At 57.3% G+C, this 25,295-nt stretch carries 26 protein-coding genes; 14 read left to right on the forward strand and 12 right to left on the reverse strand.

The genetic code is table 11. From position 1 onward, the window contains the following. The first annotated feature begins 68 nt into the window (after positions 1 to 68). From ACQG1Y_RS17940 to ACQG1Y_RS17960, 5 genes are all read left to right on the forward strand, one after another. Positions 69 to 1,472, forward strand: coding sequence for a TolC family outer membrane protein (locus ACQG1Y_RS17940; protein ID WP_023295304.1), 1,404 nt, complete (start codon positions 69 to 71; stop codon positions 1,470 to 1,472). Continuing rightward, the gene (locus tag ACQG1Y_RS17945; RefSeq protein WP_047716689.1) at positions 1,469 to 3,661 is read left to right on the forward strand and encodes a type I secretion system permease/ATPase; all 2,193 of its coding nucleotides are present in this window, start codon (positions 1,469 to 1,471) and stop codon (positions 3,659 to 3,661) included. Before ACQG1Y_RS17940 ends, ACQG1Y_RS17945 begins: the two co-directional genes overlap by 4 nt. Next, complete coding sequence (locus ACQG1Y_RS17950) at positions 3,642 to 4,841, forward strand: HlyD family efflux transporter periplasmic adaptor subunit (RefSeq protein ID WP_017382757.1); 1,200 nt, start codon at positions 3,642 to 3,644, stop codon at positions 4,839 to 4,841. Before ACQG1Y_RS17945 ends, ACQG1Y_RS17950 begins: the two co-directional genes overlap by 20 nt. Before the next feature lie 250 nt (positions 4,842 to 5,091). Continuing rightward, positions 5,092 to 5,391, forward strand: coding sequence for a type II toxin-antitoxin system RelE/ParE family toxin (locus ACQG1Y_RS17955; protein WP_015571638.1), 300 nt, complete (start codon positions 5,092 to 5,094; stop codon positions 5,389 to 5,391). Between the two features lie 10 nt (positions 5,392 to 5,401). Beyond that, the gene (locus tag ACQG1Y_RS17960) at positions 5,402 to 5,767 is read left to right on the forward strand and encodes a HigA family addiction module antitoxin (RefSeq protein ID WP_015571639.1); all 366 of its coding nucleotides are present in this window, start codon (positions 5,402 to 5,404) and stop codon (positions 5,765 to 5,767) included. Positions 5,768 to 5,793: 26 nt separating this feature from the next. Here ACQG1Y_RS17960 and ACQG1Y_RS17965 read toward each other — a convergent pair whose 3' ends face one another. Then, positions 5,794 to 6,975 (reverse strand): PLP-dependent aminotransferase family protein, encoded by a 1,182-nt coding sequence (locus ACQG1Y_RS17965; RefSeq protein ID WP_063401700.1) that lies wholly within the window; start codon positions 6,973 to 6,975, stop codon positions 5,794 to 5,796. Positions 6,976 to 6,995: 20 nt separating this feature from the next. Beyond that, positions 6,996 to 7,883, reverse strand: coding sequence for a LysR family transcriptional regulator (locus tag ACQG1Y_RS17970; RefSeq protein WP_015571641.1), 888 nt, complete (start codon positions 7,881 to 7,883; stop codon positions 6,996 to 6,998). 97 nt (positions 7,884 to 7,980) lie between these two features. Here ACQG1Y_RS17970 and ACQG1Y_RS17975 point away from each other — a divergent pair, with 97 nt between their 5' ends. Further along, on the forward strand, positions 7,981 to 8,583 hold the full coding sequence (locus ACQG1Y_RS17975) for a short chain dehydrogenase (RefSeq protein ID WP_033487546.1): 603 nt from the start codon (positions 7,981 to 7,983) through the stop codon (positions 8,581 to 8,583). Here the strand turns inward: ACQG1Y_RS17975 and ACQG1Y_RS17980 are convergent. The 7 genes from ACQG1Y_RS17980 to ACQG1Y_RS18010 all read right to left on the reverse strand — a co-directional run bounded on the left by ACQG1Y_RS17980 (position 8,580) and on the right by ACQG1Y_RS18010 (position 17,033). Beyond that, positions 8,580 to 9,311 carry a class I SAM-dependent methyltransferase gene (locus ACQG1Y_RS17980; RefSeq protein WP_017382760.1) on the reverse strand — a complete coding sequence of 244 codons (732 nt, stop codon included), beginning with the start codon at positions 9,309 to 9,311 and terminating at the stop codon, positions 8,580 to 8,582. The two genes, ACQG1Y_RS17975 and ACQG1Y_RS17980, sit on opposite strands and share 4 nt — an antisense overlap. 125 nt (positions 9,312 to 9,436) lie before the next feature. Beyond that, the gene (locus tag ACQG1Y_RS17985; RefSeq protein WP_049134213.1) at positions 9,437 to 10,816 is read right to left on the reverse strand and encodes an amidohydrolase family protein; all 1,380 of its coding nucleotides are present in this window, start codon (positions 10,814 to 10,816) and stop codon (positions 9,437 to 9,439) included. Position 10,817: 1 nt separating this feature from the next. Further along, on the reverse strand, positions 10,818 to 11,774 hold the full coding sequence (locus ACQG1Y_RS17990; protein WP_017692798.1) for a carbamate kinase family protein: 957 nt from the start codon (positions 11,772 to 11,774) through the stop codon (positions 10,818 to 10,820). Then, positions 11,771 to 13,351: a hypothetical protein gene (locus ACQG1Y_RS17995; RefSeq protein ID WP_015571646.1), complete on the reverse strand. Its 1,581-nt coding sequence runs from the start codon at positions 13,349 to 13,351 to the stop codon at positions 11,771 to 11,773. The genes ACQG1Y_RS17990 and ACQG1Y_RS17995 overlap by 4 nt, the downstream gene beginning before the upstream one ends. Positions 13,352 to 13,362: 11 nt before the next feature. After that, entirely contained in the window at positions 13,363 to 14,778 is a 1,416-nt protein-coding gene (locus ACQG1Y_RS18000; protein WP_426736918.1) for a DUF1116 domain-containing protein, read from the reverse strand. After that, positions 14,778 to 16,319, reverse strand: coding sequence for an acyl-CoA synthetase FdrA (gene fdrA, locus ACQG1Y_RS18005; RefSeq protein WP_192972212.1), 1,542 nt, complete (start codon positions 16,317 to 16,319; stop codon positions 14,778 to 14,780). The genes ACQG1Y_RS18000 and fdrA overlap by 1 nt, the downstream gene beginning before the upstream one ends. A 108-nt stretch (positions 16,320 to 16,427) precedes the next feature. Beyond that, entirely contained in the window at positions 16,428 to 17,033 is a 606-nt protein-coding gene (locus ACQG1Y_RS18010) for an ankyrin repeat domain-containing protein (protein WP_017382766.1), read from the reverse strand. Between the two features lie 320 nt (positions 17,034 to 17,353). Here ACQG1Y_RS18010 and ACQG1Y_RS18015 point away from each other — a divergent pair, with 320 nt between their 5' ends. Next, positions 17,354 to 18,283 carry a LysR substrate-binding domain-containing protein gene (locus ACQG1Y_RS18015; RefSeq protein WP_015571650.1) on the forward strand — a complete coding sequence of 310 codons (930 nt, stop codon included), beginning with the start codon at positions 17,354 to 17,356 and terminating at the stop codon, positions 18,281 to 18,283. Here the strand turns inward: ACQG1Y_RS18015 and ACQG1Y_RS18020 are convergent. Then, entirely contained in the window at positions 18,280 to 18,438 is a 159-nt protein-coding gene (locus tag ACQG1Y_RS18020; RefSeq protein ID WP_003862203.1) for a YqaE/Pmp3 family membrane protein, read from the reverse strand. The two genes, ACQG1Y_RS18015 and ACQG1Y_RS18020, sit on opposite strands and share 4 nt — an antisense overlap. Before the next feature lie 342 nt (positions 18,439 to 18,780). Between ACQG1Y_RS18020 and ACQG1Y_RS18025 the strand changes: the two genes are divergently transcribed. Next, positions 18,781 to 18,960 carry a hypothetical protein gene (locus tag ACQG1Y_RS18025; protein WP_015571651.1) on the forward strand — a complete coding sequence of 60 codons (180 nt, stop codon included), beginning with the start codon at positions 18,781 to 18,783 and terminating at the stop codon, positions 18,958 to 18,960. A 37-nt stretch (positions 18,961 to 18,997) separates the two neighbouring features. Here the strand turns inward: ACQG1Y_RS18025 and stpA are convergent, their stop codons facing one another. Next, positions 18,998 to 19,402, reverse strand: coding sequence for a DNA-binding protein StpA (gene stpA, locus ACQG1Y_RS18030; protein ID WP_017382768.1), 405 nt, complete (start codon positions 19,400 to 19,402; stop codon positions 18,998 to 19,000). 496 nt (positions 19,403 to 19,898) lie between these two features. On the opposite strand from stpA, the gene alaE reads away from it, so the two are divergent. Beyond that, positions 19,899 to 20,348 (forward strand): L-alanine exporter AlaE, encoded by a 450-nt coding sequence (gene alaE / locus ACQG1Y_RS18035; RefSeq protein ID WP_015571653.1) that lies wholly within the window; start codon positions 19,899 to 19,901, stop codon positions 20,346 to 20,348. Between the two features lie 32 nt (positions 20,349 to 20,380). Here alaE and ACQG1Y_RS18040 read toward each other — a convergent pair whose 3' ends face one another. After that, positions 20,381 to 20,725 carry a DUF2002 family protein gene (locus tag ACQG1Y_RS18040; RefSeq protein WP_006811693.1) on the reverse strand — a complete coding sequence of 115 codons (345 nt, stop codon included), beginning with the start codon at positions 20,723 to 20,725 and terminating at the stop codon, positions 20,381 to 20,383. 158 nt (positions 20,726 to 20,883) lie between these two features. Here ACQG1Y_RS18040 and ACQG1Y_RS18045 point away from each other — a divergent pair, with 158 nt between their 5' ends. The 5 genes from ACQG1Y_RS18045 to nrdF all read left to right on the forward strand — a co-directional run bounded on the left by ACQG1Y_RS18045 (position 20,884) and on the right by nrdF (position 25,186). After that, a complete protein-coding gene (locus tag ACQG1Y_RS18045) occupies positions 20,884 to 21,210 on the forward strand; it encodes a DUF883 domain-containing protein (protein WP_017382769.1) in 327 nt (108 codons plus the stop codon). Positions 21,211 to 21,453: 243 nt separating this feature from the next. Further along, positions 21,454 to 21,693 (forward strand): glutaredoxin-like protein NrdH, encoded by a 240-nt coding sequence (nrdH, locus tag ACQG1Y_RS18050; RefSeq protein WP_017382770.1) that lies wholly within the window; start codon positions 21,454 to 21,456, stop codon positions 21,691 to 21,693. Continuing rightward, positions 21,690 to 22,100, forward strand: a complete 411-nt coding sequence (gene nrdI / locus ACQG1Y_RS18055; RefSeq protein ID WP_015571656.1) for a class Ib ribonucleoside-diphosphate reductase assembly flavoprotein NrdI — start codon at positions 21,690 to 21,692, stop codon at positions 22,098 to 22,100. The genes nrdH and nrdI overlap by 4 nt, the downstream gene beginning before the upstream one ends. After that, on the forward strand, positions 22,073 to 24,217 hold the full coding sequence (gene nrdE, locus ACQG1Y_RS18060; protein ID WP_086524007.1) for a class 1b ribonucleoside-diphosphate reductase subunit alpha: 2,145 nt from the start codon (positions 22,073 to 22,075) through the stop codon (positions 24,215 to 24,217). The genes nrdI and nrdE overlap by 28 nt, the downstream gene beginning before the upstream one ends. Positions 24,218 to 24,226: 9 nt before the next feature. Next, complete coding sequence (nrdF, locus tag ACQG1Y_RS18065; protein ID WP_017382773.1) at positions 24,227 to 25,186, forward strand: class 1b ribonucleoside-diphosphate reductase subunit beta; 960 nt, start codon at positions 24,227 to 24,229, stop codon at positions 25,184 to 25,186. Positions 25,187 to 25,295 lie beyond the last annotated feature (109 nt).

A 25,295-nucleotide genomic window follows, 5' to 3' on the forward strand; every position in this document is an offset into this window, starting at 1 on the left:
AATGACCCGGGCGCGCACAGCGCCCGGGCATAAACAAAAAAGCAGTACTTTTTTATTAGGGACAAGACATGGGAAAGAAGATGCCTTACTGGTGGCTCTCGTGCTGCCTGATATCTGTGCCCGCTATCGCGGCAAACCCTGCGGCGATGATTAATACCGGACAATTAAGCGAAACGCAGGAACTCCCCTCTTTAAATGGTCGCGTGGCGCCCGTAGCCAGCAAAGCCGCCCCCGGCACGCTACAGCTGAATGAAGCGGTTAACCGCGCCGTGACCTGGCATCCGGCCATCAGTGAAGCCGTCGGCAAACTTTATCAGCAGAGCGAAAATGTGGACGTCGCCAAATCGAAATATTATCCGCAAATTAACGCCGGCATGGATAACGGCTATAGCCACGACGGTGACGATAATGGCTTTACCCCTTCGCTGGTGCTTTCTCTTTCGCAAATGCTTTACGACTTCGGCAAAGTCGCAAGCCAGGTACGCGCGGAAAACGCGGGCGTCGCCCAGCAGCAGGCCAACGTGCTGGTGAGCATCGACACCATCGCCCACGATACCGCCATCGCCATGGTGCAGGTGCAGACCTGGCAGCAGATGGTCGAGACCGCCAAAGAACAGCTGGATGCCCTGTCCTCCATCGGCACCCTGACGAAACAACGTAATGATGAAGGCGCAACGTCACTCTCTGACGTGGTGCAGACCGACGCCCGCATCGAAGGGGCGCGTGCGCAGCTGATGCAGTATCAGGCCAGCCTCGACAGCTCGCGCGCCACGCTGATGAGCCTGCTGGGCTGGGACAGCCTGAACGCGGTCAGCAATGACTTTCCGCAGAGCCTGGCCCGCAGCTGCGACATCGCCGAGCCGGACGATCGTCTGGTGCCCTCGGTATTAGCGGCCTGGGCGCAGGCCAACGTCGCGCAGGCTAATCTCGACTATGCCAACGCGCAAATGACCCCTACCGTTTCGCTGGAGCCGGAAGTTCGTCACTACCTGAACGACCGCTACGCCGGCAACGAAACGCGGGACCGCACCCAGTACTCCGCGTGGGTAAAAGTGCAGATGCCGCTCTATCAGGGCGGCGGCCTCACCGCCCGGCGTAACGCCGCCGGACACGCGGTGGAATCCGCCCAGTCCACCATCCAGCGCACCCGTCTTGAGGTGCGGCAAAAACTGCTGGAAGCGCGCAGCCAGGTGATGAGCCTGATGAGCACGCTTCAGATCCAGGGCCGTCAGGAAGCGCTCAGCGCCCGCACCCGCGAGCTGTATCAGCAGCAGTATCTCGATCTCGGTTCCCGCCCGCTGCTCGACGTGCTCAACGCCGAGCAGGAGGTGTATCAGGCGCGCTTTACCCAACAGCAAACCGCCGGACAGCTGCATCAGCTTCAGCTCAACTGTCTGTACAACACCGGGCGCCTGCGTCACGCGTTCGATCTTGAAAACCGCACCATCCAGACCGTGGAGATCCAGCCATGAAGCAACGCGATATTCCGCAGGGTGAAAATATGACGGATGAGGCGCTGGAGCAGTGGGCGCAGGCGTTTGGCTATGTGGCGACGCGCTATCGCGTTGCCTGCTCGCCAGGCTCGCTGATCGCCGGCGCGCCGTGGCTGAAAGGCAAACCGATGGTGCCCGCGCTGACGCAGCTCGCCCGTGAAGCCGGGCTGACATTCCAGCTGCTGACGGCCGATCAGCACGCCATCAACAGCTGGCGTCTGCCGGTGGTGGTGGAGCTGAACGACGGTAAAATCGGCGTGATCGACAATTTCGACGGCGAGGATACGCTTGAGGTCAGCTTTTTCGACGACAACACGCACACCAACCGCCTGTCAATGAGCGCGATGCTGCCTGCCATCCGCCACGTCATCGCCCTGCGTCCGCTGGCGGCGCTGAAGGACAGCCGCGTGGATGCCTATATCTCAAAATACCGCCCGGACTGGCTCTACCGGCTGGTGATGCGCGACCTTCGCCCTTACAGCTGGGTAATGCTGGCGGCACTGTTCATTAACGTGCTCTCCCTCTCGGGCATCGTCTTTTCCATGCAGGTGTATGACCGGGTGATCCCCGCCCAGTCCTATCCGACGCTCTATGTGCTGACCATCGGGGTGCTGATCGCCACGCTGTTTGGCTTTGTGCTGCGCGTGGCGCGCGGACACATTATGGATCTGCTGGGTAAACGCTCGGATCTGCGCGTCTCGGATCGGGTGTTCGGCCACGCGCTGCGGCTGCGCCACAGCGCCATTCCGCGATCCACCGGCAGCTTTATCTCCCAGCTGCGCGAGCTGGAGCAGATCCGCGAGATGGTCACCTCCTCCACCATCTCCACCATCGTCGATCTGCCGTTTTTTATCCTGTTTGTGATTGTGCTGGCGATCATCGCCCCGCAGCTGGCGTGGATCGCCCCGGTGGCGGCGGTGATCATGGTCCTGCCCGGCCTGCTGCTGCAAAAGAAGCTGGCGGAGCTGGCGAAGCAGTCGGCGCATGAATCGACCCTGCGCAACGCGGTGCTGGTGGAGAGCGTGCAGGGGCTGGAGGACATCAAGCTGATGCAGGCGGAGAACCGCTTTTTGCAGCAGTGGAACAGCTATATCCAGATCACCGCCGAATCCGGCCTGCGCACCCGCGAGCTGACGCAGAACCTGATCAGCTGGGGGATGACCATTCAGAGCCTGGTGTATGCCGGGGTGATCGTGGTGGGCGCGCCGATGGTGATCGACGGCACCTTAACCACCGGTTCAGTGGTGGCTGCCTCAATGCTCGCCTCACGGATGATCGCCCCGATGGCGACGCTGTGCGGCGTGCTGGCCCGCTGGCAGCAGGTGAAGGCGGCCAAAGAGGGGCTGGACAGCATTATGCAGCTGCCGACCGAGAATCAGCGCGAAGAGACGCCGATCCGTCAGGACGTGCTGCGCGGACATTACCTGTTCGAGCAGGCGCAGTTCCGCTATCACCCGGAAGATCCGCGCATGGCGCTGCGCATTAACCGTCTGGAGATCAAAGCGGGCGAGAAAGTGGCGATCCTCGGGCGCAACGGCGCGGGCAAATCAACCCTGTTGCAGGCGATGGCGGGCGGGATGGATCTGGCGGGCGGTGAACTGCGGCTCGACAACCTCAGCCTGCCGCATCTGGACGTGGCTGACGTGCGGCGAAACGTCGGCTTTATGACCCAGAACGCCCGGCTGTTTTACGGCACCCTGCGCGAGAACATCACGCTCGGCATGCCGCGCGCCACCGATAAAGAGATCTTCGAGGTGCTGGAGATGTGCGGCGCGGCCAGCTTTGTGCAGAAGCTGCCGAAGGGGCTGGATTACCCGATTATGGAGAACGGCGTCGGGCTGTCCGGCGGGCAGCGGCAGTCCATCCTGCTGGCACGGATGCTACTGCGCGATCCGAATATCGTGCTGATGGACGAACCGACCGCTTCCCTTGATGAGCATACCGAGCGGGAATTTATTCAGCGCCTCGGGGCGTGGCTTGGCAACCGCACGCTGATTGTCGCGACCCACCGCGTGCCGGTGCTGGAGCTGGTGGAGCGCGTGGTGGTACTCAAAGATGGCATGCTGGTGATGGACGCGCCAAAAGCCCAGGCGCTGAACAACAGCCGTATGCAGCAACAGCAGCAGGCAACCGGACGGGAGTGGAAAAATGAAAATCAGTCAGCGTGACGTTGCCGCAGTAGAAGATCTGGATAACGCGCTCGACTCAGAAAGCGGTTATACCGGTGCCCGGCGCATTGTTTTCTTCTCCCTGCTGATGTTTGTGGTGCTTGGCGTCTGGGCGTGGTTCGGGGTGCTGGACGAAGTCTCAACCGGCACCGGGAAAGTGATCCCCAGCTCACGCGAGCAGGTATTGCAGTCGCTGGATGGGGGCATCCTCACCGAGCTGAACGTGCACGAAGGGGATCAGGTGCAGGCCGGACAGGTGCTGGCGCGGCTGGATCCTACCCGCTCGGAATCCAACGTCGGCGAAAGCGCGGCGCGTTACCGGGCATCGCTGGCCTCCAGCGCGCGTCTGTATGCCGAGGTGAACGATCTGCCGCTCAAATTCCCGCCGTCCCTGGCGAAATGGACCGACCTGACCGCCGCTGAAACGCGGCTCTACAACTCGCGCCGCGCCCAGCTTGAGGATACCCAGCGGGAGTTGCGCGCCGCGTTAGATCTCGCGAACAAAGAGCTGGCGATCACCCAGCGGCTGGTGAAAACCGGGGCCGCCAGCCACGTGGAAGTGCTGCGCCTGCAACGGCAGAAAAGCGACCTGGAGCTGAAGCTCACCGACGTGCGTTCCCAGTATTACGTGCAGGCCCGTGAAGCGCTGTCAAAGGCCAACGCCGAGGTGGATATGGTGTCAGCGATCCTGAAAGGCCGCGAGGATTCCGTTACCCGTCTGACGGTGAAGTCTCCGGTGCGCGGGATCGTGAAAAACATCAAAGTGACAACGATTGGCGGTGTGATCCCGCCCAACGGTGAGCTGATGGAAATTGTGCCGGTGGACGATCATCTGCTGATTGAAACCCGCCTCTCGCCGCGGGATATCGCCTTTATCCACCCTAATCAGGAGGCGCTGGTGAAAATCACCGCCTACGATTACGCGATTTACGGTGGGCTACACGGGGTGGTGGAGACCATTTCGCCGGACACTATTCAGGACGAAGCGAAGCCGGAGGTGTTCTATTACCGGGTGTTTATCCGTACCAGCCAGGATTATCTGGTGAATAAGGCGGGCAGACACTTCTCGATCGTGCCAGGGATGATAGCGACGGTGGATATCAAGACCGGTGAGAAAACGGTGCTGGATTATATGATCAAACCGTTTAACCGGGCGAAGGAGGCGCTGAGGGAGCGGTAGTCAAACGCCGGGTGGCGGCTGCGCCTTACCCGGCCTACATTCTCGCAGGCCCGCGCAAGCGCAGCGCCGCCGGGCATTAATCCGCACGCAAGACGTGGAATCCGCCTCGAAGAATTAACCTTTAGTCATGCATCACACTTCCCTTCAGCCATGACCAGGGTAATATTACTCGCAGACAAAACGCACTTGCGCACAGTGCAGGAGTGCATTACTATCCACTCAGCTTCAAGGACTGGAGCTTACCAGCATTATGATTAATCATTTTCGGGATCAATGGCTTGAGGATTTTTTTCTCTACGGGAGATCGAGCAATGTTATCCCTTTGAATCTGGAAACAGCGCTTGCAAGAAAGCTCGACATCATCAATGCGGCCATGTCGCACCTGGATTTACGATCGCCACCGGGCAATATGTATGAAGCATTGAGTCCTCCGTTGAAGGGATATTCCTCTATCCGGGTAAACAGACAATACAGGCTTGTATTTCGCTGGTCAGAGGGAAAAGCAGACGATCTCTATCTCTCTCCACACAAGTACACGCAACACAAGTGAGGCATCACCTATGACACTTCAACAGGCACTCCGCAAACCCACCACGCCGGGCGAGGTGTTGCAGTATGAGTATCTTGAACCGCTCAATCTGAAAATCAACGATCTGGCAGAGATGCTAAATGTACACCGCAATACCGTAAGCGCATTGGTCAATAACAATCGCAAACTTACTGCCGATATGGCGATCAAACTGGCAAAAGCCTTTAATACCACTATTGAATTTTGGCTGAACTTACAGCTAAACGTTGATATCTGGGAAGCGCAATCTAACTCCCGCACGCAGGAGGAGTTAAGCCGGATAAAAACCGTGGCGGAAGTCATGGCGAAGCGAAAATCCGGCAAGCCAGACGTTACCCTGCACGGGAACAGCGCATAACGGCATCTGCCATTATGCGCATCCTGTTACAGGGAAATTTTGAGGCGTCGAACCGCTTCTTTAAGCTGCTCATCCGTTGGGGTAACGAAAGACATGCGCAGCGTGGTATGGTCCGGCTCGTTGCAGTAGAAGAACTCACCCGGCACAAACACGACGCCGTTGCTCAACGTTTTTTCCAGCCATTTCGTCGTATTGATGCCGTTGTTCATTTTCGCCCACAGGAACATGCCGCCCTTTGGCTTGTGGAACGACATCACATCGCCCAGCTCCGCTTCCAGTTCCGTTGCAAAGGTCTGGTATTTCTGGCGATAGGCTTCGCGGATCATTTTAATCTGATTCGCCAGACGACCGGTTTTCAGATACTCGTACGTCATCAGCTGCGACAGCGTGCTGGTGTGCAGATCGGTGGTTTGCTTGAGGTTCACCACCGCGCGCTTCAGCCACTCCGGCACCAGCACCCAGCCCACGCGGGTGCCCGGCGCGAGGATTTTAGAGAAGGTGGAGGTGTACACCACGTTATCCTCATTGCCGATATCTTCGGCATGAGCAATCAGCGGGCGGAACGCTTCGTCGGTGTAGTTGATCTCGCTGTACGGGTCGTCTTCGATAATCACGAAGTCATAGCGCTTCGATAATTCCACCAGCTGTTTACGACGCGCTTCGGAGAGCGTCACGCCGCCCGGGTTACCAAAGGTTGGCACGATATAAACCGCTTTGATGGTTTTGGTGGCTACCAGCGCTTCAAGTTCATCCACTTTCATGCCGTCACCGTCGGTGCCGACGGATTCAAAATTCGCCTGCGCCAGGCCAAAGACCTGCAACGCGGCGAGGTAGGTAGGCCGCTCCACGACGACCGTATCGCCCGGGTTAATTAACGCCCGCGCCAGCACGTCAAGCGATTGTTGCGAGCCGGAAGTAATGACCACGTCATCGGCTTTACAGGCGATGCCGCGACCTTCACAGATGCGTTGGATCTCTTCGCGCAGCCCCGGGACGCCTTCCGTCAGGCCATACTGGAACGCTTCGCCAAAATGCTGAGACAGCACGGCATCAGCGGCGATTTTTAAACCTTCATGATCGAACAGGTCCGGATTTGGAATACCGCCACCCAGCGAAATCACGCCTGCCATTTTGCTATGTTTTAATAATTCACGGATGGCAGAGGATTGCAGGCCCTGCGCGCTGCTGGCGAGTTTGTTTGCAGACATTCTTTACTTACCTTCTTTTTTTATATTGTGCCCAATCTTAGCAGAATATGGGCAATAAATTCCGTTAGCTTAGGCAGCGGCCGCAAATCCTGACGCCACAGTAAATGCACCGGCCTCGGCGCGGGCGTAAACGCTTCCAGAACCCGAACCAGCCTGCCGCTCGCCAGCTCTTCCGCCACCAGCACTTCCGGTTGCAGCAGGAGTCCCGCCCCGGCTCGCGCCGCCATGCGTAAGCCGTAGCCGTCATTGCATCGTAAGACGGCATCACGCTTCCAGCGCACTTCGCCTTCCACTCCCGGCAGCCGCCACTCGTTACGCGCCGTCCAGACCGTGTGCGACAGGCACAGGTGATCCACCAGATCGGCTGGCGTTTGCGGCGTACCGTGACGCGCCAGATAATCCGGCGCGGCGCAGATCACCATGTTGTAGGGACACAGGTATTTCGCCACCAGATCCTCATTACGGATCTCACCGATACGAATGGCCAGATCGACCCCTTCCTCTACCAGATCCACCATTCGGTTGGTGAGATCCAGTTCGATGCGCACTTCCGGGTAACGCTGCAAAAACGTGGCCGTCAGAGGCGCGATAACGCAGCCGCCAAACGAGGTAGGCGCCGTCACGCGCAGGGTGCCGGCGGGCGTGGCTCGCAGACGCTCAACCGCGTTTTCAGCAATCGAGACCTGCTCCAGCACGCGCCTGGCCTCTTCGAAATAAACGCGTCCGGCATCCGTCAGGCTCTGGCGACGGGTGTTGCGCTCCAGCAGCCGCGTACCGAGCTGCGATTCCAGCTGCGCAATATACTTCCCGACCATTACCGCCGACATCTCCAGCCGGGCCGCCGCGCCGGTAAAGCTGCCGCTTTCCACCACCGCGATGAACGTCTCCATGCCGCGAAGCTTATCCATATTACGAACCTCTGGTTAGTAATCTTCTAATATCAGCCCAGTTTATCTGAATTTTTATTTATTTAAGAATGAAGGCTCACAACATAAGGAGTCTGCTATGAAAATCGTCATTATTGGTGCCAGCGGTACGGTCGGTCATGCTGTGACAGAAGAGCTAAGCCGTCGCCACGAGGTGATCCGCGTGGGTCGCACGCAGGGCGATCATCAGGTGGATATCACCTCGCAGGCGAGCGTGCAGGCGCTGTTCAAAAAGATCGGTCCGGTGGATGCGATTGTCTCCGCCAGCGGAGGGTTGCACTTCGGCCCGCTCTCAACCATGACCGACGGCGAGTTCAACCAGGGTTTGCAGGATAAGCTGCTGGGGCAGGTTCGTCTGGCGCTGACCGGCCAGCACTTCCTGAACGAAGGTGGCTCGATTACGCTGATAAGCGGGATTGTGGCGCACGAGCCGATTGCCCAGGGCGTGAATGCCACCACGGTTAACGCCGCGCTGGAAGGGTTTGTGCGCGCCGCGGCCTGTGAACTGCCGCGCGGTATTCGCATTAATCTGATCAGCCCGACGGTGCTGACCGAATCCGCCGAAGCGTACGACGGCTTCTTCCCGGGCTTTGAAAGCGTTCCCGCCGCGACCGTTGCGCAGGCTTACCGCCGCAGCGTCGAAGGGGTGCAGAGCGGGCGGGTGTATAAAGTCGGTTATTAAGCCTTACGGGCGGCGATCAGCACCAGCATCGGGCGCTCTGCCTCTTCTGCCAGCGCGGGCCAGGCGTCAATTTGCGCCTGCGTTGGTCCCCACTCATTGACTTCGCTTATTGTTAATCCGGCCTTGATCAGCGCGTTGAGCGTGGTGCCCAGCGTACGGTGGTATTTAATCACCCCGTCTGCCAGCCAGTTGCTGACGCGCTGGCTTTCGTCCTGATAATGGTTCACGCCCCAGAACCGCTCGCCGCTGTTGTCCGTCAGCCAGCCCTGACGGGAGGCGCAGGTGTAAATCGGGTGCTCCATAGAGAAGACCAGGCAACCGCCGGGTTTAAGCGCGCGCTGAACGTGGGCAAATAATGTGTTCAGTTCCGGCAGATAGTGCAGCGCCAGCGAGCTGTAGACCAGATCGAGGCTGTTCTCGTTGAGCTTGAGAGACTCCAGATCGCTACGCTGATAGTGAATCTGTGGATCGGCGGTGAGCTCCACTGCGCGGGCGAGCATCTTTTCGGAGATATCCACGCCCGTGACGTCAGACGCGCCCAGCTCACGCGCCGCGCGGCAGAACCAACCATAGCCGCAGCCGAGATCGATAACCGATTTGCCGGTTAAATCCGGCAGCATCGCCCTGAGCGCAGGCCACTCCGGCGCGCCGTCCAGCCCCTGCACCGAGCGCGGAAGCTGAGCGTAGCCTTCGAAAAACGCCGGATTGTCGTAGATGTTTTGTGCCATGGCTGATCCCTCTTTAAGAATGTGCATAGCAGTATACTGCATTGTCGGGTGGCGGTTTCGCCTTACCCGACCTACAAAATCTCCGAACCGTAGGCCGGGTAAGCGCAGCGCCGCCCGGCACCACATTAACCCACAGAGCCCCAGACCAGACTCCCCTTATGGAACGTCGCGGTACGCGGAGAGATGCGTGCCACGGCCTCGGCGGAACAGGAGGCATCCACCAGCACAAAGCTGGCGTCATCCTGCGCTTTCGGCCACACGCGCTCACCTTTATCGTTTAGCGGCAGCACGTCGCCGGTGGCGATGCCCAGCGCGCGCGAAAGCGTCTGCTCATTCGGGCGAATATAGAGCTGCGCATAGAGGTTGGCTTTCTCCAGCATGTCCCCCAGACCGTACGGCGACCAGTGGTCGATCACGCTGTCGGTACCGGTCATGACAAACACGCCTTTATCACGCAGCTGCTTCAGCGGCATGTGCAGAGTGCCAATCGGCACGGTGGAGGCGATGGTCACCTGTTGTGCCGCCATGCGGGTGGCGATCTCATCCACCTCTTGCTCGTTAAGCGTCGCCAGGGCGAAGGCGTGGCTGATGGTCAGCTTCCCCTTCAGCGCCGGCGTTTTCTCTACGGTTTGTACCATGTAGTTCACCGCCGCCACGCCCGCCGGGCTGGTTTCATGCAGATGGATATCCACCCCTTTGTCATAATCCAGCGCAATCTGGAACATGGTGTCGAGGGATTTCTCCATCGCGCCGTCGACGTTGGTCGGGTCCAGCCCGCCCACGTAATGCGCCCCCGCCTGCATCGCCTCGCGCATTAGCTTTTCAGAATGAGACAGCAGCAGGCCGTGCTGCGGGAAGGCAACGATTTCGCAGTCAAAACCAGGGCTTCGGCGCGCCAGTACCGCCTGCAAATTTTCCAGGTTTTTCAGGCCGGAAACCGGCTCTATGTTGCAGTGGCTGCGGGCGATGGTTGACCCTTTGGACTGGAGCAGGTCGATCAGCTTTTCGGCGCGTTCTTGCGTGTAGGGCTGTAACTCCGGCAGCAGCTTCTGCTCCAGGCGGATCATGTCCTGAATGGTGGTGCCCGCCGGACGGTTCAGGGAGCGCCACGGGCCGCCGTAGAAGGTTTTATCCAGATGGATGTGCATGTCGCGCATCGCCGGGAGCATCAGCTTTTTGCCCGCGTCGAAGTGCGGCAGGGTCGCGTCCGCGTGGCTGTTGTTGTCGCGCAGGGCGACGATTTTCCCGTCTTTGATTTCCAGCGTTTTCAGCTCGGTGCGGGTACTTGTCGCCACGCTGCCGTCGAAGTTAAACCCGGCTTCCAGCAGCACGTTGTCGAGATAGTAATGTTTTGCGGTGATGTTCATCGGTTTACCCGTCTCGCAGGTTGCCTTTGCTGAATCGGCAGCATACGCGACGGAACCCGTGGCGCCAAACAGCGCGCAGGCGGTAACCATTTTGCCGCTCTGGCTGATAAACTCGCGGCGGCTTTTATTCTCACTCATCTTATCTTCCTTCATTAACAATGTGGGTACCCGTTTCACCGCGCAGCGCCGCGGGCAGGCAGTCCGGCGAGGTAATGATCACCCGCCTGCCGCCATGGCGTAAAAATTCCAGCGAGGCGACGATTTTCGGCAACATGCTGCCCGCCGGAAAATGCCCTTCTTCCATGTAGCGCGTCATCTGCGCCACGTTCACAGTGCTCAGCGCCTGTTGATTCGGCTTGCCGAAGTGGATGCACACTTTCTCCACGCCGGTGGTGATCACCAGCACGTCGGCGCGGATCTCGCGCGCCAGCAGCGCGGTGGAGAGATCTTTATCTATCACCGCGTCCACGCTCTGGTAATCGCCCTGTTCACTGCGCACCACAGGAATGCCTCCGCCCCCCGCGCCGATCACCACAAATCCTTTCTGCGTCAGCGCCTTGATGGCATCCGACTCAACGATGCGCCGCGGCTGCGGTGAAGCCACCACGCGGCGATAGCCCCGGCCTGAATCCTCAACAAAATGCCAGTCCGGGTGCGCAAGTTGCAGTTCGTCGCGCTGCGCCTCGCTGAAAAACGCGCCGATGGGTTTCGTCGGGTGCGTAAAACCAGGATCGTTTTTATCCACCTCCACCTGGGTGACGACCGTGACCGCTTTTTGTTCCCCGCGCGCCGCCAGGCGGTTGTTGAGCGCCTGCTGGATCAGGTAGCCGATCCCGCCCTGGGTATCCGCCACGCAGTTTGCCAGCGGGGTCAGCGGCAGTCCTTCCCGCTCGTGGGCGATTTCGGCGCGGCGCAGATCCAGCCCCACCTGCGGGCCATTGCCGTGGGTGAGCACGATGTCATAGTCCGAAGCCAGCATTTCGAGCACCGACTCAGCCACCGCTTTGACCGCCTGCGCCTGATGCTCAATCGACTGGCTGGCGTTGTCTTTGATAATGCTGTTGCCGCCGATGGCGACGACCATAAGCTCTTTCATTTTGTTTCCTTTAGAAGGTGCGTTCTGGTGCCCTCATCCCGGCCCTCTCCCACAGGGAGAGGGGGATTAACAGAGGTATCCAGCACATGCTTCACCACAAACATCCCGCCCATCATCAGGTAGGCCGTGACGAACATCAGGGAACTGCCCTCGGCAAAGCCCACCACCGGCGCGTGGATCACCCCAAACAGCGCCAGCAGCGCTCCACCGGCCGCCGCGACGGCTCCACGCAGCGGTTTGTTGAGGATGGCGAAGATGGCGATACAGCCCCAGAGCATGCTGGCGAGCGGCGCGCCGTTGCCGAGATGCATCAGGCCTTCGTAGTAGATCCCCTTGCTGTGCAGCACGTCGGTGCCGATTTTCGCCGCGCTGGTCCCCGCCGCGCTCATCACGCTGTTCATCATGGTCAGCGCCCAGTTGGCGATCCACGGGAACAGGCAGATGAAGATGACGGGTACCTCCACTTTCGGGGTTTCCCTCACCACCTGGTTGGCGGTGACGACGCCGATAAACACCAGAATCGGCACGATGGCGGTCATCGGTATGATGGCGAGCATAAAGGCCCCCAGCCCGAACAGCGGCACGATGAACATGGTCACGCCGGACGCCAGGGTGTAGCCGATGCTGGCGCCCATCGCTTTCCAGCCAGGATGGCCGACGTAGACCGTGACCGGGAACGGATTGCCCATCAGGCAGCCGAGCATCGAGGCCAGACCGTTCGCCAGCATTACCTTGCGGGTCGGGTATTCATCCCCCGCCGCGTGGGCGCTTTCGATGTTCTCCAGGTCAAAGATGTAGTTCGCCAGCCCCAGCGGTACGGCGGACGCCAGATACGGCAGCGCGTGCGGCAGTCCTTGCATGAAGCTGTCCACGTGCACTTCTGGCGGGTTAAAGCCGAATGATGACATGGACGCTTTAATGGCATCCGGGCTTTGCAGGCCGGAGATCCACGCAAGCAGAGTACCGGCAATTAACAGCAGCAGGCCGGTCGGGATTTTGGCAAAAATCGGCTTTTTACCGAACCAGTTAATGAAGATCAGCAGCAGGACGATAAACGACACGGTCGGCGCTTCGAACGCCTGCAACATCGGGTTCATCGCCAGCAGCAGCAGGCCAAGACCGGACAGGCACGACAGCAGCACGGTACGCGGGATCATCTTGCGGATGGTTTCCCCCAGGAAGGAACCGCCCGCGAGGATCATCGCTTCCACAAAGCACCACACCAGGCCAATCTGAATCGCGAAATCCGCATCGCCGGTTTGCTGGTAAACCGGCATTAAGACCAGGAAGGTCACGGTAAAAATCGACGGCGCGCTTGGGCCGGACGGCAGCGCGGTGACGTCCGTTCGTCCGGTGGCGCGCGCCATTTGCAGGCCAAACCACGTATAGCAAAGACTCGCCACCAGCACCGCCAGCCCGAAGGCTGGCGCGATGCGTCCATAAACAATCTCCTTCGGGATGCCGACGACAAAAATGAGCAGCCCCATCATGGTCAGCAAATTGGTCAGGTTGTTGGTCATCAACCCGAAATAAGCTGCCCAGTCACCTCTTTTCCACTCCAGTTTCATGTTTTTCATGGATGCATACCTTATAGAACGTAGCGATCGCGGAAGGTTAACAGCGCCTTTTCAAAACAGCTAAACGGCGGGTGAACGATGCCCGCCCCAATCATGCCGATCCCGGCGTCCTTGTGGGCAATGGCGGTATTAATGACCGGCAGAATGCCGCTGCCCGCGACCTTCGTGATGTCGATGGCGGTCGGGATGCCCATAAAAGACAGCAGCGGAATGGTGACGTTCGGGTTTTCGCCGAGGGTGATTTCGCGCATCTGGCGAGAAAAATCGATGGCTTCCTCCACCGTGCCGCCCACCAGCGCAACGATGGCCGGGGCCGTCGCCATTGCAAAGCCGCCGATGCCGTAGGTTTCGGTAATCGCGCTGTCGCCGATATCCAGCCCGGAGTCTTCCGGCTTATAGCCCGCGAACATCGGGCCGATCACCTGCTGCGCCGGGCCGGTGAACCACTGCCCCGGCAGGCCGGAAACGCGCAGGCCGAACTCGTAGCCGTTGCGCGCCATGGTGGTGACGACGGTGCTGTACTCAATGCCGTGGGCGGCATCCAGCGCGGCCTTACACATCGCGATCCACGTCGGACCGGAGAAGTAGTCGCTGCTGGCGACAAACTCGAACACTTCACGCTGCTGCGCCACCGGATAGCCCGCCTGGATCAGCCCCGGCGTCAGCGCCTGAATAAGCAGCGTGGTGCCCGCGTTGTTGCGGTTGTGGCACTCGTCGCCCATGTGCAGCGCCTGGGCCAGCATCAGGCGCAGGTCGATTTCGCCGATAATCTTCATCGCGTCGCGCAGCATCGGGCCGAGCACGTCGCGCATCCAGTTCAGGCGCTCGATCACGCTCTGGTCGTTAGCCCCCATGCGCAGGATCTTCGCCATCTGCTCGCTGAGGTTGGTGAAGGCGCGGTTGCCGTAGGTTTTGTTCTCAACGATGTGCATAAACATCGACGCGGAGGTGACGCCCGCCATCGAGCCCACGCAGTCATGCTCGTGGCAAGGCGAGAACGTAATATCTCCGGAGGCGGCGATCCTTGCCGCATCGTCCAGATCTTTCGCCAGCCCTTCAAACACCAGCGCCCCGGTGACCGCACCCTTCATTGCCCCGCACATGTTCTCCCAGGTAACAGGCGGACCGGCGTGCAGAATGGTCGTGCGGGTCATGCCCGGCACCACGTTGATGGCCTGGTCATAGCCCACCAGCACCGGATGGGACTGAATAATCCGCTCAAGGGCAATTTTGTTCGCGGCGGCAATTTTCTCCGCCAGCGGTTTTTCCGCCAGCCGATCCAGCGCGTCCACCACCTGCATATTGCCCTGCCCCGGCGGCGTCCAGTCGAGCTGGGTCACGGGAACGTGCTGTTTTTTGAGGTCGTCGCTGAACATCGCAATCCCGACGTTAATCACGTTCAGCGGCTGGTTGAATAAGATCGTCATTATGCTCTCTCCCCTTTGCAGACAAATTCGCGTGCCAGTAATCCGGTATTGGTGCTGCTGCTGGCCCAGATGACGCCTGCATCAGTCAGCAGCTGGCACTGCTGCGCCAACGACTGCGGATCCTGATCGGTGCCGAGCACGTAGCCGAGAATTTCCAGCGGACGGTTGTCGGCTTTCGCGATCGCCTGTGCCTCTTTGATCGCCTCGATCATCACCCCAACCGGATCGTCATGCGCGCCAAAGCCAAGCACGAAATCCATCACGATCACCCCCACCTGCGGATCGCGCGCCTCCTGTAGCAGGCGGCTGATGCGGTTGGTCGGGTCGATCATCGGGTGTGGCTTGCCGTTGGTGAAGTCGTCGTCACCGAAATCAAGGAAGGTGTGGGCCTGGCTGACGCTGATGTCTTTCAGACGCCTGGCCGGATCCGGCTGGATGTTGCTGTAAACATTGTCAAATTTCTCCAGCACGGCAAACATCGCTTCGTCGCACAGGGTGCCGCCGCAGAACAGGCCGCGAATGTACTTCTGCTGCGGCGTCAGGCGGGCGCGTACCTCTTCGATCAGCGGCCAGTTGAGCGGATGTAAATCCAGGTCGTCTTTTTTAATGCCGGTAAGCAGCACCGCTTTCAGGGCCGCCTCTTTGGTGCCACGAGCAAACTGCAAACCGTCTTCATCGGCTGGCGGTTCGTTGCGGCCCAGGAAGCACACAACCACAGGCTTGCGGCAGGCGCGTGCCCGGGCCAGTACTTTCTCAGCCACCGCGGGTGCAGGCGGTTTGGAGATGAGCGCTATCACCCGGGTCGCGTCGTCCGCCTCCAGCATGTCGATAGCATCGAGCATCATCAGGCCGCCGATCTTCTCGCTGAGATCGCGTCCGCCGGTGCCAATCAGCTGCGACACGCCGCCGCCGAACTCGTGAATGCGCACGCTCAGCTCCTGGCTGCCGGTGCCGGAGGCGCCAACGATGCCAATCTGCCCGCGACGCACCGCGTTGGCGAAGCACAGCCCCGCGCCGTTGATAATGGCGGTGCCGCAGTCTGGCCCCATCATCAGCAGACCCTTTTCATGCGCCAGCTGCTTCAGCGCCAGCTCGTCGTCGAGCGATACGTTATCGGAGAACAGCATCACGTTAAGATCGTTTTCCAGCGCCTGGCGCGCTTCCCGTGCGGCGAAGGTGCCGTTGACGGAAATCACCGCAAGGTTGCTGTCCGGACGATGGGTTTTGGCGCTGGCAATCGTCGCGTAGCGTGCATCATGGGAGCCAGTGCGCTCTTTACGCGTGAACAGCGCTTCAATGGCGGCCAGGGTTTCCTCATTCGCCGCGTCGCCTTTAATAACGATCATCAGGTCGCCGTTTTTCGCGTCCGCTAATTCCGGCGTTAATAGCCCGAGGTTTTTTAATACCCCTTTGTTCATTTCCGTCGCCATCGCCACAAACGCCTGCTCGACGCCCGGCAATTTATTGGCTTTGGTGGAAACCGACATTAAGGAAACCGAATCGAAATACGTATTCTTTTTTATGACGATTTTGGTTGGCATTATTTTCACCTGTTTAAGATAAAAGGGGGCCGCCGTCGTGCTAAATGCACGTCGGTAACAATGCGTTTATTGATTAACGGCCAGCCAGGGGAAGGCTGACCGAATGCACTATGCGCCTGCCGCCAGCAGCAGGTCTGCGATCGCGTTGAAGCCTTTTTCCCGCGCCAGCTCGAGCGGGGTTTTGCCGTATTTATCGGTCATGTGCGGGTTCGCGCCGTGATCGAGCAACAGCTTCACAATTTCCTGCTGCTTTGCGCCGCCGTCGTTTAATACGATGGCCTCCAGCAGCGGCGTCCAGCCGACAAAATTGGTGTGGTTGACGTTGATGTCGGTTTTTTCCAGCAGCTCACGCACGATTTCAACGTGCCCTTTTTCACTGGCAGGGGTAATGCCCACGCCGCCAAAGCGCGTCAGACGATCGAGATCCGGATTTGCCGGAAGAACAATGCGCAGCAGGGTTAAATCATTGGTCAGGCAGCCGATCAGGAAGGGGTTAAAACAGGTCTGGTCCTGTTTATCAATATCCGCCCCGGCGGCAATTAAAAACTCCACACAGGCGTAATGCCTTTTCAGACTGGCAATAATAATGGCGGTTCTTTTCTGGCGGTTGGTCGCGTTAATATCCACGCCTTTCTCCAGGCAGGCTTTTAGCGCATCGATATTGCCCTCTTCTGCCGCCAGCAGAAATTCTGTAACCAGTGCAGTTGCAGACATATTCAGACTCCCTATGTTTCACTTCTGATGACCTGAGAATAGCAACAGCCTGGTCATAAAAGAATCCGCTTAAAAATGATTCATCGACACGCAATTCATTGTTGAGTTAAATTCAACAGTCCGGGAGAAATGTGCGTCTGTGCAACCTTTTTCTTATGTTTTACCGCTTTTACGCGCTTCAGGCTGCATTATCCTTATGGCTGAAAAAGCCTTACACAGCGCGGTCCTACGTAAAAATCCAGAACTGTGATCGACATCAACTATGATGTAACGCCGCCGTTAAAATATGTTCAAAACTGATGGTCACCAGGAGCCATAATATGAATTCCATCTTTACCGAAGAGAATTTGCTGGCCTTCACCACCGCGGCACGTTTTGGCAGTTTTAGCAAAGCGGCTGCCGAGCTGGGCGTGACCACCTCCGCCATCAGTTACACCATCAAACGCATGGAGACCGGACTGGACGTGGTGCTGTTTGTACGCAACACGCGCAGCATTGAGCTGACCGAATCCGGTTTTTATTTTTATCGTAAAGCGACCGACCTGCTGAATGACTTTCATGCCATCAAGCGCGGGATTGATACCATTTCTCAGGGCATTGAGACGCGGGTGCGCATCTGCATAAACCAGCTTTTGTATACGCCACGCCATACCGCGCGTTTGCTCCAGGTGCTGAAAAAACAGTTTCCCACCTGCCAGATCACGGTGACGACCGAGGTGTATAACGGCGTCTGGGATTCCATCATTAATAATCAGGCCAACATCGCCATTGGCGCGCCGGATACGCTGCTGGACGGCGGCGGCATTGATTACACCGAGATAGGGGCGATCCGCTGGGTATTTGCCATCGCGCCCACGCATCCGCTGGCGTTCGCCCCGGAGCCCATTTCCGAAAGTCAGCTGCGTCTGTATCCCAATATCATGGTCGAGGACACCGCGCATACCATCAACAAGAAGGTGGGCTGGCTGCTTCACGGTCAGGAGGCGATTCTGGTGCCGGACTTCAACACGAAATGCCAGTGTCAGATCCTGGGGGAAGGTATTGGCTTTTTACCGGAATATATGACGCGTGAGGCGGTGGAGGACGGGCTGCTGGTAACGCGGCGGATCAATAATCCACGTCAGGATTCGCGCATGCTGCTCGCCACGCAGCATGCGGCGACCGGTCAGGTCACGCGCTGGATCAAACAGCAGTTTGGCCCCGAAGGCGTGCTGACCCGGATCTACAGTGACTTACTGTGGCGCACCTAGCTCTTCGTCTGAACCCAAAACGCGTGGATAAGACCGGGGAAGTAGCCCAGGATGGTCAGAAGGATATTCAGAATAAACGCCCAGCCCAGCCCCTTGCCAAGCAGCACGCCCAGCGGCGGGAGAATAATCGTAAAAACAACGCGCCAAAAACCCATAAAAAACTCCGTGCAAGCTAACCAATTGAAAATTATAAAAGACACTTCTCTAAGCGTAGCCAGTTTACGGTTAACTGCCATGCGTCTCTCGCGCTTTTACCTGCCTTTACCCTCTTTACACTGGCTTAAACCCCCGCCTTAAATGCTCTACTGTTCTGAAATTGACCGTAAGGAAACGCAATGTCTCTTCCTCTTATTTCGCCGCAGCAGGCAAACGCGCTGATTGCTGAAAGTGATGCCGTGGAACCGACGTACCTGATAAGGAGTATCTGAAAGATTAGGCTGTACCCCGCCCCCGGACGTGGGCTATGGTGAAGATCATGACAATGATGAGGAGGTGCTATGTTTTCTGTCGGTGATTATGTCCAACCGCGTCAGGGCGGTCCGAAACTGAAAGTGCTCGAAGTGAATGGTGAAAACATTGTGGCTGTGCAGGCCAGCAATGAGCAGGGCGAGAAATATCACCTGAAAGCGGCGGACGTGGTTCTGTACTCCGAAGACGGTGACTTTGGCGTCTGCTAAGTCAATAATCGGGCGGAATACACCGCCCGAATAATCATCAGATCAGGAAATCTTCCAGCGATTTACCATTTGCCAGTGCGGTTGCAATTGGCTTTGGCGTACGCCCCTGGCCGGTCCAGGTTTTTTCTTCACCGTTCGCGTCAATAAAACGATATTTCGCCGCACGCGCTTTACGTTTTTTCGTCGGCTGACCCGCCTGCGCCAGATCACTGCCTAACAGATCGCTCGGAGAAATACCGTCAGCTTTCATCAGTTCCAGCAGAGCATTAATTTTATCCTGCTGTTCAGCGCGTTGACGCTCTAATTCAGCCTGCTCGCTGCGTTTTTCTTCAGTGACAATCCGGAATTTTTCCAGCACTTCTTCCAGAACATCCATGGATAATTCACGTGCCAGCGCCCGGAGGGTACGAATATTATTAAGATTCTGTAACGTTAAAGCCATAATAATGAAAAACCTTTCTTCGTGTGTATAACATAAATCAGGCAACAGAATAATTGATTTTTGTTCTGATATCTACCCACCCTGACGTTTTGACATTATTGTAAATGTTTTAGAATATCCCGTTAATATAACCCCGAAATATATGTCTGTTTTAATGCGTAATATACCGCCCTTCCCCAGGCCAAAAACTCCTGTTTAAAACAGTTCAAAAAACCGCCTCCACTCTCCCACACAACAGAGGTTTTACACGCGCACTGATAAACTAATCCATTGATTTATTTTAACAAAAGATGGACAGGGAGAGAAAATAACGAAGCGCGCAAAAAACGCACAACTTTAGAGAATTTTATGGCTAAAGCGCCTTCAAATAAAAATTAATCACTACTTGTTAGTTAAAAGCCAGAGAGATACGCTATACACTCATAGCAAACCAACCTAAAGCACTAAAGGCCGCAGGTAAAACGCCACTTTTTTGTCCTGTTAGAGGGGTTCAGACATGTTCTCACCGCAGTCTCGCCTGCGCCATGCGGTAGCGGATACGTTCGCGATGGTCGTTTACTGTTCCGTCGTGAATATGCTGATTGAAATTTTCCTGTCGGGAATGTCCTTTGAGCAATCCCTCTCGTCGCGCCTGGTGGCCATTCCGGTGAATATCATGATTGCCTGGCCGTACGGCCTGTATCGCGATGCAGTGATGCGTTTAGCCCGGCGTATTAGCCCGGCGGGTTGGGTAAAAAACCTGGCGGACGTGCTGGCTTACGTAACGTTCCAGTCCCCGGTGTATGTGGTTATTTTGCTGACGGTGGGCGCAGACTGGCATCAAATCGCCGCTGCGGTAAGTTCAAATATCGTGGTATCCATGCTGATGGGTGCGGTGTACGGTTACTTTCTTGACTACTGCCGCCGCCTGTTTAAAGTCAGCCCTTATAGCCAGGCAAAAGCGTAAGGTAAGGCGACTGGCTCAGGCCAGTCGCAGAGTTATTGTACGTCGCCAAACAGCCCTTTCAGGAACCGCTCCAGCGCCATACGCGAGCTGAAACCGTGCGGAATACCATAATGTTCATGCGTCTCGCCGCCTAAATAGAGCGGAAATTGCTGATAATGATCGCAGGTTTTAATATCCGAGGCGGGCTCAGCAAATGACAGGCTTCTGTCTTTGAGTGTCGGGTGAATAATGAGAGCAGTACGCCCCATTCTTGCTTCACGGTTGACGTAAACATAATTCTCACCACGGCGATATCCGTACGCTTTTGATGTTACCTCATCCATGGTGAACCCTTCTTTTTCAAGAACGCGCGCCACCTCATCGGGTCGTAAATACATATCTTTTCCTCATTATCATTCCTGCCCGGCAACCTTACAGTATTCAGCATTAGCAGGGCTTTCAGAATATTCCATAAACTGCCCGATAAGCCGTGACTCGCTTCAGATATTACATTTCTGGACTAAACTAAACGGGAACACAAATTATGGAGGATCGTATGTTTAACAGACCGAACCGAAACGATATTAATGACGACACACAGGATATTCGTAACGATGTCAGCCAATTAGCGGACACGCTGGAAGCCGTATTGAAATCCTGGGGCTCTGACGCGAAGGACGAAGCAGATGCCGCGAAACGTAAGGCTCAGTCTCTGCTGCGTGAAACGCGGGCAAGGATGAATGGCCGCTCACGTACCACTCAGGCGGCCTGCGACATGGCCAGCTGCGCCACCACCTTCGTACGTGAAAAACCACTTTGTACGCTGGGAACGGTCGCGGCGGTCGGGATTTTTGTCGGCGCCCTGCTTAGCTTGCGTAAGTAAGCGCGCGTTCTCAGCCCCGGTCGCCTCAGGCGCCGGGGCTTTTCTTTGCCTGACAGCCTGAAAAACCCGCACAGCCCGCCCTGCCCCGCCAGGCTCATCGTTGGGGCCTTATTAATCTGTATTTCCCATATCTTGCGTGGTTGAAACTTATCGCAACTACATCTAGTATTCCCTTTAGAAAGACACACACAACATGACGCGTTTACTCGCGCCGTTCTCTCATTCTAAATGGAAATACGAATCATGAGCATTATTATTTACACTCGTAACGATTGTGTTCAGTGCCACGCCACGAAACGGGCGATGGAGAGCCGCGGCGTGGCATTTGAGATGGTCAATATTGATCAGGTGCCCGACGCGGCAGACACCCTGCGGGCGCAGGGTTTCCGTCAGCTTCCGGTTGTCGTTGCCGGCGACACCAGCTGGTCTGGCTTCCGTCCGGACATGATCAACCGCCTTGCCGCTCAGGGCGTCAGTGCATGAGCACGCTGGTCTACTTTTCCAGCAGCTCGGAAAACACGCTTCGGTTTATGGAGCGTCTCGGGCTGCCCGCGATACGCATTCCGCTGAACGAGCGGGAGCGTATTCAGGTAGACGAACCCTACATTCTGGTGGTGCCCAGCTATGGCGGTGGCGGCACCGCAGGGGCTGTGCCTCGTCAGGTGATCCGCTTTCTGAACGATCCCCATAACCGGCAGCTGATTCGCGGCGTGATCGCCGCAGGCAATCGCAACTTCGGCGAGGCCTTTGCCCGCGCCGGGGATGTCATCTCTCAAAAATGCGGCGTGCCGTATCTCTATCGTTTTGAACTGATGGGGACACAGCAGGACGTAGAGAACGTGCGTAAAGGAGTGAACGAATTTTGGCAACGACAACCGCAGAACGCGTGATTCAGGCGACGCCGGATTACCACGCATTAAACGCCATGCTAAACCTCTATGACCGCGAGGGGCGCATTCAGTTTGGCAAAGATCATGAGGCGGTGGACGCCTTTTTTGCCGCTCACGTACGCCCGAACAGCGTCGTCTTTGGCAGCCAGCAGGAACGTCTCGACTGGCTGGTAAAAGAGGGTTATTACGAAGAGCGTGTCCTCACCCGCTACGACCGCGCCTTCGTGGTGGCATTGTTTGAACGGGCGCACGCCAGCGGTTTTCGCTTCCAGACGTTTCTCGGCGCGTGGAAGTATTACACCAGCTACACCCTGAAAACCTTTGACGGCAAACGCTATTTAGAAAGCTTTGAAGATCGGGTGGTGATGGTGGCGCTGACGCTGGCGCAGGGCGATGAAGCGCTGGCCGAAAGACTCACGGAGGAGATCCTCTCCGGTCGCTTCCAGCCCGCCACGCCAACGTTCCTTAACTGTGGGAAAGCCCAGCGCGGCGAACTGGTCTCCTGCTTCCTGCTGCGTATTGAAGACAATATGGAGTCGATTGGCCGTGCGGTGAATTCGGCGCTACAGCTTTCGAAACGCGGCGGCGGCGTGGCGTTTCTGCTTTCGAACCTGCGGGAAGCGGGCGCGCCGATTAAGCGCATCGAAAACCAGTCTTCCGGCGTCATCCCGGTGATGAAGATGCTGGAAGATGCCTTCTCATACGCCAACCAGCTTGGCGCACGTCAGGGCGCGGGTGCGGTTTATCTGCACGCGCACCACCCGGACATTCTGCGTTTTCTGGATACCAAACGTGAAAACGCCGACGAAAAGATCCGCATCAAAACCCTGTCGCTTGGCGTGGTGATCCCGGATATCACGTTTAAGCTGGCTAAAGAGAATGCCGACATGGCGCTCTTCTCACCGTATGACGTTGAGCGGATTTACGGCAAAGCCTTTGGCGACGTGGCGATAAGCGAGCTGTACGACGAGCTGGTGGCCGACGATCGCATTCGCAAAAAAACCATCAACGCCCGCGATTTCTTCCAGACGCTGGCTGAAATTCAGTTTGAGTCCGGCTATCCGTACATCATGTACGAGGACACGGTGAACCGCGCTAACCCGATTGCCGGGCGCATCAACATGAGCAATCTGTGCTCGGAGATTTTGCAGGTCAACAGCGCGTCCAGCTACGACGAGAACCTCGACTACGCGGACGTGGGCAAGGATATCTCCTGTAACCTCGGGTCGCTAAATATTGCCCATACCATGGATTCACCCGATTTTGGCCGCACGGTAGAGACCGCCATTCGCGGGCTGACGGCGGTATCGGACATGAGCCACATCCGCAGCGTACCGTCCATTGAGGCGGGCAACGCCGCGTCGCATGCCATCGGCCTTGGGCAGATGAACCTGCACGGATATCTGGCGCGGGAGGGCATCGCCTACGGCAGCCCGGAAGGGCTGGATTTCACCAACCTTTATTTCTACACCATCACCTGGCATGTGCTGCATACCTCGATGATGCTGGCGCGCGAACGCCACCAGCGGTTCGCAGGCTTTGAGCAGTCCCGCTACGCCAGCGGAGAGTATTTCAGCCAGTATCTGGAAGGCGACTGGCAGCCGAAAACCGAAAAAGTACGCGCGCTGTTTGCCCGCGCTGGCATCACCCTGCCGACGCGTGAGATGTGGCAACAGCTGCGTGAAGAGGTGATGCGCTACGGCATTTATAACCAGAACCTTCAGGCGGTGCCGCCAACCGGCTCCATTTCCTATATCAATCACGCCACGTCGAGCATCCATCCCATCGTGTCGAAGATTGAAATCCGTAAGGAAGGCAAAACCGGGCGTGTCTACTACCCTGCCCCGTTTATGACCAACGAGAATCTGGCGCTGTACCAGGACGCCTATGAGATTGGCCCGGAAAAGATCATTGATACCTACGCCGAGGCGACTAAACATGTGGATCAGGGGCTGTCGCTGACGCTCTTCTTCCCGGACACCGCCACCACGCGGGATATCAACAAAGCGCAGATCTACGCGTGGAAGAAAGGCATCAAAACGCTGTACTACATTCGCCTGCGCCAGCTCGCGCTGGAAGGCACCGAAATTGAAGGCTGCGTGTCCTGCGCGCTGTAAGGAGAAAGGATGAAACTGTCACGCGTAAGTGCCGTTAACTGGAACAAAATTCAGGATGATAAAGACCTGGAGGTCTGGAACCGCCTGACCAGCAACTTCTGGCTGCCGGAAAAGGTCCCGCTCTCCAACGATATTCCGGCCTGGCAAACCCTGAGCCATGCCGAGCAGCAGCTGACAATCCGCGTCTTTACCGGCCTGACGCTGCTGGACACCATTCAGAATACCGTGGGTGCGCCCGCGCTGATGAGCGACGCGCTGACCCCGCACGAAGAGGCGGTAATGTCGAACATCAGCTTTATGGAGGCGGTCCATGCCCGCTCCTACAGCTCGATTTTCTCCACCCTGTGCCAGACCAGAGACGTGGACGCGGCCTACGCCTGGAGTGAAGAGAGCGCGTCATTGCAGCGCAAGGCAGATCTGGTGCTGGAATATTACCGGGCCGACGAGCCGCTGAAGAAGAAGATCGCCAGCGTGTTCCTGGAATCTTTCCTCTTCTATTCCGGCTTCTGGCTGCCTATGTACTGGTCGAGCCGGGGCAAGCTCACCAACACCGCCGATTTGATTCGCCTCATCATCCGCGATGAAGCGGTACACGGGTATTACATCGGCTATAAGTATCAGAAAGGGCTGGAGAAAGTCAGCGCGGAAAAACGCGAGGAACTCAAAGGTTTTGCCCTCGATTTACTGATGGATCTGTATGACAACGAGCTGAGCTATACCGAAGAGCTGTACGCCGGAACGGGCTGGGAAGAGGACGTAAAAGCCTTCCTCTGCTATAACGCCAACAAGGCGCTGATGAACCTGGGCTACGAAGCGTTATTCCCACCAGAAATGGCGGAGGTGAACCCGGCGATCCTCGCAGCGCTGTCGCCCAACGCCGATGAAAACCACGACTTCTTTTCCGGGTCCGGCTCGTCGTACGTGATGGGTAAAGCGGTGGAGACGCAAGACGAGGACTGGGATTTTTAATGAATGAATTAACGTTCATTAATTAACTCTGCATTTCATTATTTCCAGCCGAATATTCCACTACGTACTACACTGTAATTTCCCCGTCATATTCGCCTGAATCACACCA

This window comes from Enterobacter cloacae complex sp. 397G4 (assembly GCF_050031515.1).
Taxonomy (GTDB): Bacteria; Pseudomonadota; Gammaproteobacteria; order Enterobacterales; family Enterobacteriaceae; genus Enterobacter; species Enterobacter hormaechei_C.

What these genes read in the sequence shown, in the direction of transcription:
- nrdH (WP_017382770.1), top strand. Translation starts at nt 21,454, where the DNA reads ATGAGCATTATTATTTACACTCGTAACGATTGTGTTCAGTGCCACGCC.
- ACQG1Y_RS18045 (WP_017382769.1), top strand. Translation starts at nt 20,884, where the DNA reads ATGTTTAACAGACCGAACCGAAACGATATTAATGACGACACACAGGAT.
- ACQG1Y_RS18025 (WP_015571651.1), top strand. Translation starts at nt 18,781, where the DNA reads ATGTTTTCTGTCGGTGATTATGTCCAACCGCGTCAGGGCGGTCCGAAA.
- alaE (WP_015571653.1), top strand. Translation starts at nt 19,899, where the DNA reads ATGTTCTCACCGCAGTCTCGCCTGCGCCATGCGGTAGCGGATACGTTC.
- ACQG1Y_RS17960 (WP_015571639.1), top strand. Translation starts at nt 5,402, where the DNA reads ATGACACTTCAACAGGCACTCCGCAAACCCACCACGCCGGGCGAGGTG.
- ACQG1Y_RS17955 (WP_015571638.1), top strand. Translation starts at nt 5,092, where the DNA reads ATGATTAATCATTTTCGGGATCAATGGCTTGAGGATTTTTTTCTCTAC.
- ACQG1Y_RS17970 (WP_015571641.1), bottom strand. Translation starts at nt 7,883, where the DNA reads ATGGATAAGCTTCGCGGCATGGAGACGTTCATCGCGGTGGTGGAAAGC.
- nrdF (WP_017382773.1), top strand. Translation starts at nt 24,227, where the DNA reads ATGAAACTGTCACGCGTAAGTGCCGTTAACTGGAACAAAATTCAGGAT.
- stpA (WP_017382768.1), bottom strand. Translation starts at nt 19,402, where the DNA reads ATGGCTTTAACGTTACAGAATCTTAATAATATTCGTACCCTCCGGGCG.
- ACQG1Y_RS17975 (WP_033487546.1), top strand. Translation starts at nt 7,981, where the DNA reads ATGAAAATCGTCATTATTGGTGCCAGCGGTACGGTCGGTCATGCTGTG.
- ACQG1Y_RS18020 (WP_003862203.1), bottom strand. Translation starts at nt 18,438, where the DNA reads ATGGGTTTTTGGCGCGTTGTTTTTACGATTATTCTCCCGCCGCTGGGC.
- ACQG1Y_RS18015 (WP_015571650.1), top strand. Translation starts at nt 17,354, where the DNA reads ATGAATTCCATCTTTACCGAAGAGAATTTGCTGGCCTTCACCACCGCG.
- ACQG1Y_RS17940 (WP_023295304.1), top strand. Translation starts at nt 69, where the DNA reads ATGGGAAAGAAGATGCCTTACTGGTGGCTCTCGTGCTGCCTGATATCT.
- ACQG1Y_RS17980 (WP_017382760.1), bottom strand. Translation starts at nt 9,311, where the DNA reads ATGGCACAAAACATCTACGACAATCCGGCGTTTTTCGAAGGCTACGCT.
- ACQG1Y_RS17950 (WP_017382757.1), top strand. Translation starts at nt 3,642, where the DNA reads ATGAAAATCAGTCAGCGTGACGTTGCCGCAGTAGAAGATCTGGATAAC.
- ACQG1Y_RS17945 (WP_047716689.1), top strand. Translation starts at nt 1,469, where the DNA reads ATGAAGCAACGCGATATTCCGCAGGGTGAAAATATGACGGATGAGGCG.
- ACQG1Y_RS17990 (WP_017692798.1), bottom strand. Translation starts at nt 11,774, where the DNA reads ATGAAAGAGCTTATGGTCGTCGCCATCGGCGGCAACAGCATTATCAAA.
- ACQG1Y_RS18040 (WP_006811693.1), bottom strand. Translation starts at nt 20,725, where the DNA reads ATGTATTTACGACCCGATGAGGTGGCGCGCGTTCTTGAAAAAGAAGGG.
- ACQG1Y_RS18010 (WP_017382766.1), bottom strand. Translation starts at nt 17,033, where the DNA reads ATGTCTGCAACTGCACTGGTTACAGAATTTCTGCTGGCGGCAGAAGAG.
- ACQG1Y_RS17995 (WP_015571646.1), bottom strand. Translation starts at nt 13,351, where the DNA reads ATGAAAAACATGAAACTGGAGTGGAAAAGAGGTGACTGGGCAGCTTAT.
- fdrA (WP_192972212.1), bottom strand. Translation starts at nt 16,319, where the DNA reads ATGCCAACCAAAATCGTCATAAAAAAGAATACGTATTTCGATTCGGTT.
- ACQG1Y_RS17985 (WP_049134213.1), bottom strand. Translation starts at nt 10,816, where the DNA reads ATGAGTGAGAATAAAAGCCGCCGCGAGTTTATCAGCCAGAGCGGCAAA.
- ACQG1Y_RS17965 (WP_063401700.1), bottom strand. Translation starts at nt 6,975, where the DNA reads ATGTCTGCAAACAAACTCGCCAGCAGCGCGCAGGGCCTGCAATCCTCT.
- nrdI (WP_015571656.1), top strand. Translation starts at nt 21,690, where the DNA reads ATGAGCACGCTGGTCTACTTTTCCAGCAGCTCGGAAAACACGCTTCGG.
- ACQG1Y_RS18000 (WP_426736918.1), bottom strand. Translation starts at nt 14,778, where the DNA reads ATGACGATCTTATTCAACCAGCCGCTGAACGTGATTAACGTCGGGATT.